At 73.3% G+C, this 10,403-nt stretch carries 9 protein-coding genes; 4 read left to right on the top strand and 5 right to left on the bottom strand.

Annotated elements, in window-relative coordinates; genetic code table 11:
• The 3 genes from GU5_RS13750 to GU5_RS0103010 form a co-directional block, all read right to left on the bottom strand.
• Positions 1 to 997: DNA glycosylase AlkZ-like family protein (locus tag GU5_RS13750; RefSeq protein WP_192807246.1), on the bottom strand; the 997-nt coding region annotated here is incomplete at its 3' end.
• Positions 998 to 1,028: 31 nt separating this feature from the next.
• A complete protein-coding gene (locus GU5_RS13745; protein ID WP_010524103.1) occupies positions 1,029 to 1,823 on the bottom strand; it encodes a GNAT family N-acetyltransferase in 795 nt (264 codons plus the stop codon).
• Between the two features lie 36 nt (positions 1,824 to 1,859).
• The gene (locus GU5_RS0103010) at positions 1,860 to 3,503 is read right to left on the bottom strand and encodes a cation:proton antiporter family protein (RefSeq protein WP_010524102.1); all 1,644 of its coding nucleotides are present in this window, start codon (positions 3,501 to 3,503) and stop codon (positions 1,860 to 1,862) included.
• Between the two features lie 289 nt (positions 3,504 to 3,792).
• Here GU5_RS0103010 and GU5_RS0103005 point away from each other — a divergent pair, with 289 nt between their 5' ends.
• The 3 genes from GU5_RS0103005 (at position 3,793) to GU5_RS0102995 (ending at position 6,983) form a co-directional block, all read left to right on the top strand.
• On the top strand, positions 3,793 to 5,511 hold the full coding sequence (locus GU5_RS0103005) for a carbon starvation protein A (protein ID WP_010524101.1): 1,719 nt from the start codon (positions 3,793 to 3,795) through the stop codon (positions 5,509 to 5,511).
• A 6-nt stretch (positions 5,512 to 5,517) separates the two neighbouring features.
• Entirely contained in the window at positions 5,518 to 5,871 is a 354-nt protein-coding gene (locus GU5_RS0103000; protein WP_369750450.1) for a cory-CC-star protein, read from the top strand.
• A 74-nt stretch (positions 5,872 to 5,945) separates the two neighbouring features.
• On the top strand, positions 5,946 to 6,983 hold the full coding sequence (locus GU5_RS0102995; RefSeq protein WP_010524099.1) for an ArsA family ATPase: 1,038 nt from the start codon (positions 5,946 to 5,948) through the stop codon (positions 6,981 to 6,983).
• A 15-nt stretch (positions 6,984 to 6,998) separates the two neighbouring features.
• On the opposite strand, the gene GU5_RS0102990 is transcribed toward GU5_RS0102995, so the two are convergent.
• The gene (locus GU5_RS0102990) at positions 6,999 to 7,877 is read right to left on the bottom strand and encodes an HAD family hydrolase (RefSeq protein ID WP_083830285.1); all 879 of its coding nucleotides are present in this window, start codon (positions 7,875 to 7,877) and stop codon (positions 6,999 to 7,001) included.
• 224 nt (positions 7,878 to 8,101) lie between these two features.
• On the opposite strand from GU5_RS0102990, the gene GU5_RS13740 reads away from it, so the two are divergent.
• Positions 8,102 to 9,112 (top strand): putative aldose-1-epimerase, encoded by a 1,011-nt coding sequence (locus tag GU5_RS13740; RefSeq protein ID WP_010524097.1) that lies wholly within the window; start codon positions 8,102 to 8,104, stop codon positions 9,110 to 9,112.
• A 36-nt stretch (positions 9,113 to 9,148) separates the two neighbouring features.
• Here GU5_RS13740 and GU5_RS13735 read toward each other — a convergent pair.
• The coding region (locus tag GU5_RS13735; protein ID WP_033227789.1) for an ROK family transcriptional regulator at positions 9,149 to 10,403 on the bottom strand (1,255 nt) is incomplete at its 5' end.

The following is a 10,403-nucleotide window of genomic DNA, read 5'->3' as shown; positions in this document are numbered from 1 at the left end:
GCCGACGCGCGCCGACGTCGCCGTCGTCGTCACCGGCCGCGCCGCCGCCGGCCGCCGACGCCGCCGGGGCCAGCGGCCCGCCCTCGGCCAGCAGCTCCGGGGCGCACCAGCCGAGCTCGCGCCAGCCGTCGACCTCCACCGGCGCCAGCCCTGCGGCGGCGATCCCGTCGGCGGCCTCCTGCGGACGCAGGTGGTGGTGATGGGCGAAGTCCGACCGCGTCATCACCGCCAGGCTCGCCGCGGCGCGCCGGGCGAGACCGGCCAGCAGCGCGTCGTCGTCGAGATCCGCCGCCGCACGGACGTGCTCGGGCAGACCGCGCTCGGGCAGGTCGAAGAGCCGAGTGGTGCCGTCGCGGGCGGTGATCACCAGCTCGCCGCTGCGCACCATCTGCTCGGCGGCGACCTTCACCCGGGTCCAGTTCCACCCGGTGGTCCGCTCCCCCGCCCCGGCCTCGGTCTCGATCGTCCCGATGGGCACACCGGCCCCGGCGGTCTCGACCACGCGGCGGATCCTCTCGGCCAGCGGCTGCTCGACCTGCTCGCGACGTCTCCGCAGGTGCCGCTCGCGATGCCGGCGCAGCAGCGGCCAGTCCTCGAGCGGGAAGAGGCAGGCGACCTTGGTGAAGGTCTCGAAGGAGGTCGGCGCGGCGGCGGGCCAGAGCTCGGCGTCGACGGCGCCGACGCGGTGGGTGCAGGGCAGCCGGGTCAGCGAGGTCAGCCGCTGGGCGGTGCTCACCCGCATCAGCGGGTCCAGCTGCAACAGTCCGACGGCGCGCAGCACCGCGGCCGCGTCGTCCGCGGTCTCCCCGGCGGGACCGGAGTCGGCGCTGGAGTCGACGCTGGATTCGGGCCTGGATCGTCGCGACGCGGGGATCCGCTGGGCGGCGACGACGGCGCGGCGCACGGCGGCGGGGCCGACGCGCACCGGTTCAGCGGCCCGGGCTGCGGACGACGCGTCGGAGCGGGGGCGGTCCTCCGGTTCGACGAGAGTCTCCATGCTCCGATCCTGCCACGCGGCGCCGACGCGCTCAGGCGCCGTCGGCACCCGACCGGCCGTCCGCACCGGCGCCGTCGGCGGCGAAGAACGCCCGCAGCCGCTCCGCACCCTGCACTCCGACGGTCCAGTCGGGCCGACGGAAGTCCTCGGCGGCGAGCCGGAACTGGTCCTCCCACTCCGCAGCCCGCCCCTGGGCGTCGGAGACCCGTCGCCTGCCGACGACCTGGTATCCGAGCCCCAGCGAGACGCGGCGCGAGGGCTCGTTCCAGGTGTAGGCTCCCGATTCGGCGAAGGCGGCGCCGAAGTGGTCGAAGGCCCACTGCAGCATCCCGGAGCGCATCTCCCGGCCATAGCCGACGCCCTGGTGATCGGCGGCCAGCCAGCTGCCGGAGCTGACGGTGGCCAGCACCGGCCACTCGGCCGCGGCACAGTCCTGCATCCCGATGAGCCGCTCGCCGTCGCGCACCACCGGCGCGGTCTCGTCGTCGCCGGCCGTCTCGATCACCCCGTGCCGCTCGAGCGGTTTGAGGAAGACAGCCAGCAGCAGCGTCCACGAGTCCGGGCCGAAGGACGAGCGGGTCGACCACAGCCACGGCAGCGAGCCGCGCACCAGCTCCTCCGGGGAGTTCTCGTTCCACGCGTGGGCGAAGGGATTCCTCTCCGTGCGGGTCACTCCCGACGTCGCCGCGGCCACCCAGGCGGGGAAGTCGGTCTCGCGGACCACGCGCAGCGCCAGCCGCGGCGTCTCCAGGCGCAGCCCGAAGGGCGGCCAGATCTCCTCGAGCGGCTGGTCGGGGTCCTCGGGACGGATGGTGAAGCGGTCCATGGACCTATCCTGCCGCACCGCCGCCGGGACTCCTCGTCACCGGCCCGCGCCCGGGCCGTCGCGCGGATCCTCGGGCGCATCACCGGGCCGCCCGTCCGACGACTCCGGATCCAGCCCGCGGCAGGCCGTCTCGGCCAGCGCGATGCCGGCGCCCTCGTAGAGGTTGAAGACCGCATCCACGCCGCGCGCCCGCAGCTCGGCGTCCTGATCGGGGTGCCGCACCACAGCGGCGACCTCCCCGGGATACCCGGTGCCGCGCAGCTGGTCCAGGGCGAAGGTGTTGGAGTCGTGGTGCGGCATCGCCAGGATCACCAGACGCACCTGGGAGGAATGCCTCAGCCGGTCCCAGAACTCGTAGTCGGTGGCGTCGCCCTCGACCACCCGGTAGCCCTGCTCGATCAGACGCGCCAGGGCCGCGTGGTCGTTCTCCACGCCGACGACGCCCAGCTCCCGCTCCTCACGGACCTCGTCGTAGGCGCCGCGGCCGATGCGGCCCATGCCCAGCACCACGACCTCGGCGTCGCCGATGTCCAGCGGGCGGTCCGCGGCGTTGATGCGCGCCGGATCCTGGGCTGGCAGCCGACGGGCGATCGCCCGGACGATCTGATGCCGACGTCCGTTGACCAGCGAGGAGAGCACCATCGACAGTGCCACTGCCACCGCGACCACGGTCAGCTGGTCCTCGTCGATCAGTCCTCCCGAGACCCCGACCGCCCCGACGATGAGGGCGAACTCGGAGAAGTTGCCCAGCACCAGCCCGGAGAGCGCCGCGGTGCGGTTGCGCAGCCCGAGCTGCCGGGCCAGCAGGACGAAGCCGGCCGTCTTGACCGGCAGCAGCACCACGCAGAGCAGCACCGCCAGGGCGAGATCGGCCAGCGTGGGGACCGCCTGCATGCCGATGGTCAGGAAGAAGCCGATGAGGAAGAGCTCCTTGACGCTGAACAGGGCCTTCGACAGCTCCTCGGCCCGAGGATGCCGGGCGAGCAGCAGGCCGATCACCAGCGCGCCGAGGTCTCCCTTGATGCCGAGGCTGTCGAAGAGCCAGTAGCCGGGACCCAGCGCCATGGCGGCGCCGAAGAGCACCAGCAGCTCGCCGTGGCCGACCTTCTCGAGGATGCGGCCCAGCAGCCAGGCGCCGGGCAGCAGCAGGATCAGCGCGATCGCCCAGAGGCTCGGCGGCTCCTCGGCGGTGGCGGTGATGAAGCCGACGGCCGCGAGGTCCTGGAGGACCAGGATCGCGATGGCCGCCTGGCCGTAGTAGGCGCCGTCGTCGGAACGCTCCTCGAGCACCTTCACGCAGAGCACCGTGGAGGAGAAGGACAGCGCGAAGCCCAGCAGCGCCAGCGTCGCCCAGCCGCCGTCGAGCAGCGTCATCCCGATGCCGGCCAGCAGCCCCAGCAGACCGGCGGTCACCAGGGTGAAGAGCACCATGTGGGTGACTGCCGAGCCCCAGGCCTCGCGGCGCATCAGCGCCCGGACGTCGAACTTCAGCCCGATGGTGAACAGCAGCAGCGTGACGCCGACGTCGGCGAGCTCCGCCAGGCCGTCGAAGGGTTCCATGCCCGCGCCGCCCAGCAGGAACCCGGCACCGAGGAATCCGACCAGCGGGGGCACCCGGCACCAGCGGGCGAGCACGCCGGCCGCCGTGGCGACCAGCAGCGTGACGGCGACGTCGAGCATGGGGACCTCCTCAGGCACGTCCGGCGGGCGGGCGACGACGAGGGGCGGGAGCACGGTCGGGACGGTCGGCGCACGCCGTGGCCGGCCCCGCCGCGCGCCGGAGGACGACCTCGATGTCGTCGCCCCTCATCGGCGATAGTATGACAGCGATCACGGGCGGGCGTCGTCGGCGTCCGCGAGAGGTGCGCCGGCATGTCCGCAGCGCCCCACGCACTCATGCACCACCGGCTCAGCGAGGAGCCGCCGTCCTGCGGCCCGCGCGAGCCTGAGCATCTCAGGAGGCAGACCCATGGACGGCCCGAACGCCCTGGTGCTGGCAGTCATCGGCATCGCCATGATGCTCGCCGGCTACCTGCTCTACTCGAAGTTCCTCGCGCAGAGGATCTACCGGGTCAACGCCGAGTTCAAGACGCCGGCGCACGCGCTGCGCGACGGCGTGGACCATGTGCCCACCAACCGCTATGTGCTCTGGGGCCACCACTTCACCTCGGTGGCCGGCGCGGCGCCGATCGTCGGCCCGGCGGTGGCGGTGATCTGGGGCTGGCTGCCGGCCTTCCTCTGGGTCACCATCGGCACGGTCTTCATCGCCGGCATGCACGACTTCGGCGCGCTCTGGGCCTCGGTGCGCAACCGCGGCCAGTCGATCGGCACGCTCTCCGGGCGCTACATCGGCGGCCGCGGGCGCAACCTCTTCCTGGTCGTGGTCTTCCTGCTGCTGCTCATGGTCGTCGCCGCCTTCGCCGTGGTGATCTCCGGACTGCTCGTCGCCCAGCCGGGGGCCGTCATCCCCACCTGGGGCGCGCTGGTCGTCGCACTGCTGGTCGGCCAGGCGATCTATCGGCTGCGCTGGAACCTGCTGGCGGTCACCGCCGTCGGCGTCGCCGCCCTCTACGGGCTGATCCTGCTGGGCGACCGGTTCCCGGTCTCGCTGCCGGAGTCGACGTTCGGCCTCGCCCCGGAGGGCGTCTGGATCATCCTGCTGTTCGTCTACGCCGGCGTCGCCTCGCTGCTGCCGGTGTGGGTGCTGCTGCAGCCGCGCGACTTCATCAACGGCATCCAGCTGTTCATCGGACTGGCGATCATCTACGGGGCGGTTCTCGTCGCCACCCCAACCGTCGTCGCCCCGGCCTACAACCAGAACGTCCCCGAGGACGCGCCGTCGCTGGTGCCGCTGCTGTTCGTGACCATCGCCTGCGGGGCCATCTCCGGCTTCCACGGCACCGTGGCCACCGGCACCACCTCCAAGCAGCTCGACCGGGAGACCGACTCGCGCTTCGTCGGCTACTTCGGCGCCGTCGGCGAAGGCCTGCTGGCGCTGGGTGCCATCGTGGCCACCACGGCCGGCTACCAGACGCTGACTCAGTGGGAGGAGGTCTACGACTCCTTCAGCTCCGGCGGCGTGCCGGTCTTCGTCGAGGGCGGGGCCAGCATCGTCAACGCCGGCCTCGGACTGCCCGAGGGGCTGGCCGCGACGATCCTGGCGACCATGGCGGTGCTCTTCGCCGCGACGACGATGGACACCGGCGTGCGGCTCATGCGCTTCGTGGTCCAGGAGATCGGCCAGCTGGCCGGCGTGAAGCTGGGACTGGGCGCGGCGACGGCGATCGTGCTGGTCGTCGGCCTGGCCCTGACCTTCTCGCAGGGCGCCGACGGCTCCGGCGGACTGCTGATCTGGCCGCTCTTCGGCACCACCAACCAGCTGCTGGCCGCGCTGACGATGGGCATCATCGTGGTGATGCTCATCCGCAAGGGGCGCCCGTTCCTGCCGGTGCTGATCCCGATGCTCTTCGTGCTGGCGGTGAGCATCGCCGCGGCCTTCGTGCAGCTGGTCGACTTCTACGCCGCCGGCGAGTGGCTGCTGCTGGTGCTCGACGTGGTGATCATCATCGCCGCCCTCTGGGTGCTGGTGGAGTCGCTGATCGCCATGGGCGCGGCACGCCGGGCGGAGAAGGAGCCCGAGGACGAGGTCGCGCTGACCGACGACGAGAAGCTGCCGCTGGAGCGCTGAGCGGCGGTGGACTCGAGATCCTCGAGCGGAGCCGGTGCGACGGCGCGGGCGAGGGCGCGGGCGAGGGCGCGGGCGAGGGCGCGGCGCGGCCTGGCCGGGCTGCGCCGTCGTGCCGCCGCCGTCTCCGAGGGGCTCCACGAGTTCTACGTGGCCCCGTACCGCCGGACCTTCGCCCGCGCGCAGCGCGACGAGGAGGACCTGTTCATGATGCTGGTGGTCTCCGAGGCGCTCGGGGTGCCGAATCCGGCCGCCGGCACCACGCTGGAGCTGCTGCCCGAGATGCTGGAGCGCTTCCACGACTGGCACCTGCGGATGGGCATGGACCGCTCGCCGTTCGAGGAGAACCTGCGCTGCTGCTGAGGGCCCGACCGGAGCCGGCCGCACGCCGTCGGCCCGCTGACCCCCTGACCATCTCACCGCCGGAAGGACCGTCGATGCTGCTCGACCTCGCCCGCTCGCGCCGCGTGCTGTTCATCGGGGGCAAGGGCGGCGTCGGCAAGACCTCGGTGGCCTCGGCCCTCGCGCTGCGCCGCGCCCGCGAGGGCGCCCGGGTGCTGCTGATCTCCACCGACCCGGCGCACAACCTGGGCCACCTCTGGGAGCGGCGACTCGGCGACTCCGCGACGACGGTCTGGGCCGACGAAGAGTCCGCCGAGCAGTCCGCCGACGACGCCGCGCCCGGAGCCGCGGGCGCCGGCCGTCTCGACGCCGTGGAGATCGATCCGGACGCGACCGCCTCGGCGCACCTGGACGAGGTGGGCTCCACGCTGCGGAGCATGATGCCCGAGCATCTGCACTCCGAGGTGGACAAGCACCTGGACCTGGCCGCCCGCTCGCCGGGCACCCACGAGTCGGCGATGCTCGAGCGGCTGGCCGTGCTGCTGGACGAGGGGCCGGCCGGTCACGACCTGATCATCGTCGATACCGCTCCCTCGGGCCACACGGTGCGGCTGATGGCGCTGCCGGAGATCATGACCGCCTGGACCGAGGGGCTGCTGGACCGGCGCACCCGCGCCGAGCGTTTCGGCGCGGCGGTGCGCGCCCTGGACGGCGACGACGACCCGGAGAGCACGTCCTCCGAGGGCCGCGACCGACGGATCCGCCGGGCGATCACCCGCCGTCGGGACCGCTTCGCGACGATGCGCGCGATGATCACCGACGCAGGACGGTGCAGCTTCGTGATCGTGCTGACCGCCGAGCGGCTGCCGGTGCTGGAGTCGGCCGCGCTGCGCGACCAGCTGGCCGAGGCCGGCGTCGCCGTCGGCGGCTTCGTGGTCAACCGGCTCTCGCCGAGCGACGCCGGCGAGTTCCTGGCCGGACGCCGCGCCCAGGAGCAGACGCAGCTGGCCGAGCTGAGACGCCGGGCCGACGGCGCCGCCGTCGAGACGCTGCCGCTGCTGGCCGGCGAGCTGGTCGGCGTCGCCGCCCTGGATGCTCTGGGCGCGGCGATGGATCCCGCCGAGACGCCCTGAGCCGGGCGGCCTCGCTCACTCCACGGTGAGCACGCTGGTCAGCACCTCGACCAGCCCGTCCTCCCACACCGTGCCGGTGACTTCGTCGGAGGCCTCCTTGACCTCCTCGGGAGCCTGCCCCATGGCCACGCCGCGGGCGGCCCAGCGCAGCATCTCCAGGTCGTTGCGACCGTCGCCGCAGGCCAGCGTCATGCGCTCGGGCACCGCCAGCTGGTCGCGCAGCGCCTCCAGGGAGGAGGCCTTGGTGACGCCGGCGGCGGCGATGTCCAGCCAGGCCGACCAGCCCACCGAGTAGGTCACCCCGTGCAGTCCGATGCCCTCCACGGCCGCGGCGAACTCCTCGGAGGTGGCGTCGTCGGAGTTGACCACCAGACGGACGGCGCGGGCGGCGCGCATCTCGCGGAAGCTGGTCCCGCGCGCCTGCAGGCCGAAGGACATGTCCTGGAAGCGCTGGGTGGAGAGGAAGCCGCCGTCGTCGGTCTCGATCGCGTACTTCGCATAGGGCAGCTGCTCGGCCAGCGCGTCCAGGGCGGGGGCGGGGTCGAAGACGCGCCGGTCGAGGACCTCGTGACCGTCGGGCAGGTCGACGTCGATCCGCACCGTCACCCCTCCGTTGCTGCATACCGCGTAGCCGTGGGTGACGCCGAGCGCCTCGATGATCGGCAGCGTGGCCGGCAGCGAGCGTCCGGTGGAGACCACCACCGTGTGACCGTCCCCGACGACGGCGCGGGCGGACTGCTTCACGGCCTCGGACATGTGTCCGTCATGGTCGACGAGAGTGCCGTCCACGTCGAGGCAGACCATCAGCTTGCCCTGCTGATGGATGAAGGCGCCGCCGAGTCCGGCGGCGGGGACCGCGAAGTCCGAGGTGTGGGTGTCCGAGGATGTGTTCATGAGTGTCGCCTGCACTGGTCGTGTCCTGTTCCTCGCCGGGTCGGGGCGGCCGACCCGCGAAGGGGATCAGCCCATTATGCCGGATCGTGCCAGTCCGGGCAGAATGTCCGGTGAACAGCAGTGGACCGACCGGCGACGACGGCGGCGGGTCCACCGTCGAAGCCCCGGCGGCACCGGCCGGGACCCGGCGCCGACCGACGGCGCCATGGAGCACTGGAGGAAGCATGCACCAGGCACAGGACAGCGTCACCCTCACCGCCGGCGAGTATGCCGCGGAGATCTCTCCGCGCGGCGCCCGCCTGCTGACCCTCACGCACCGCGGCGAGGACCTGGTGGTGCCGGCCGACCAGGGCGAGGACGGCTACCCGGGCTGCGTGCTCGCCCCGTGGCCCAACCGCATCGCCGGGGCCGCCTACGCCGTCGACGACACGGCCTACGAGCTGGCGGTCACCGAGGAGTCCACCGGCGCGGCCCTGCACGGACTGATCACCGAGCTGGACTTCACCGTGGCCCACCAGGGCGACGACGCCGTCGAGCTGTCCGCCCGGCTGGAGGCCTCCGCCGGCTACCCCTGGACGCTGGACCTGGTGCTGCGCGCCCATGTGCTCCGCGAGGCCGGCCTGTCGATCACGCTGATGGCGCGCCAGCCGGTCGCCGCGGACGAGACGGCGGAGGTGGTCTCGGACGACGTCGAATCCGCCGAGGGTGCCGAGAGCGCCGGCGAGGCCGCGGACGCCGACGCCTCCGGCGAAGAGGTCGCCGCGGAGACCGCCGACGCGCCTGCCGGAGCACCCTTCGGCGCCGGGTTCCACCCGTACCTGCGCGCGGGCGCGGCGCCGTTGGACGAGTGCCGGCTGAACCTGCCGGCGTCGACGGTGCTGCGCACCGAGCCCGACGGCGCGGTCACCGGCCGCGAGCCGGTCTCCGGCGACCTGGACCTGACGTCCGGGCCGCTGCTGACCGGCCGCACGATCGACCACGCCTACACCGACCTGCCGACCGAGGCCTGGATCGCCGAGCTGACCCACGGCCCCTCCGGGCTGGTCGTGCGGCTCATCGCCGACACCCCCTGGGCGCAGGTCTTCACCGGCGACAGCATCGACCGGGCCGGCGTCGCTGTCGAGCCGATGACCTGCCCGCCGGACGCCTTCAACTCCGACGAGGATCTGGCGCGGCTGACTCCGGGCGAGTGGTTCCGCGTCGGATACAGCATCGAGGCGCTGCGGGCCGACTGACCCGCCGAGGCGCCTCGAGAGGCGCCTCCGTGGGACTCAGGCGGGATTCTGCTCCACCGGCACCCATTGCATCGGAGCGTCCACCACCGCCCTCAGCGCACGCAGCGCCCCGCCGGTGGTCGCCGGCGCGAGACCGGTGCCGGTCTCGCGCACCCGGAAGGTGGACCAGGGGGCGGCCAGCACGCGCTGCCGCAGCTCCTCCTCGATCCGCGGGCGCAGCAGGTCGGCCAGCGGACCGAACTCGCCGCCGAGGACGATGTCGTCGACGTCGAGCATGTTGACCGCTCCGGCCAGCGCGACGCCGAGCGCCCAGCCGGCCCGGTCGATGGCCGCCCGCGCCCGAGCACCGGACTCGTCGTCCCACTCGGTGACCGCCACCAGCTCCTCGGCGGTGGAGCGCAGGTCCAGGCCCGCCTCCTTCAGCAGGGCGCGCTTGCCCGCGAAGGCCTCCAGACAGCCGGTGGCCCCGCAGCCGCAGAGCGGGCCGCCGGGCTGCACGGCGATGTGGCCGACTTCCCCGGCCCAGCCGCGGGGACCGGCGTCGACGACGCCGTCGATGACCACCGCCGCGCCGATGCCCATCTGGGCCGAGACATAGAGGAAGGACTGCTCGATCTCATCCTGCCGGGTCAGGTCCTGGGCGACCGCCAGCGCGGCGAGCTTGGCCTCGTTGGCGGTGACCACGAAGTCGCCGAACTCGCCGTAGGCCGGCTCCTCACGGTCCAGCACCGGCGGGAGCCCGGCGTCGTCGACCGGGCGCGGCAGCACCTCGCCGAGCGCCTCGGGGACGTCGATGTCCCGCCAGCCGAGGTTCGGGGCCAGCAGCAGATGATCCTCGCCGGCCGAAACCAGGCCGGGCATGGCCAGCACCGTGCCGACCACCCGCGCCCCGCGGTCGCCGGCGCGGCGGGCCACCCGCGAGGCCAGTGCGCCGAGCTGCGGCAGCACCGAGGCCGGCTCGGAGTCGCGGAAGTCGCCCTCGACGACCTCCTCGACCAGGATCGCCCCGGTCAGGTCGAGAACCCGGGCGGCCATGAAGTCCACATTGACCTCGACGCCGAGCCCGGCCAGCGTGCTGCGCGCCGGATGCAGCGGCACCGCGGGACGCCCGCGGGAACCGCCGACGATGGGGGAGCCCTCGCGCACGATGCCGGCGGCGAGCAGGTCGTCGACCAGCCGGGAGACGGTCGAGCGCGTCATCCCGGTGCGCGTGCTCAGATCGGCGCGGGAGAGCGGCTCGGCCGCGGAGAAGATCTCCTCGGTGATCAGCAGCAGGTTCGACTCGCGCAGC

This window comes from Nesterenkonia sp. F (assembly GCF_000220985.1).
GTDB lineage: Bacteria > Actinomycetota > Actinomycetes > Actinomycetales > Micrococcaceae > Nesterenkonia.
The sequence above is the reverse complement of the archived record's forward strand: the minus strand, read 5'-3'. Positions and strand labels throughout refer to the sequence as shown.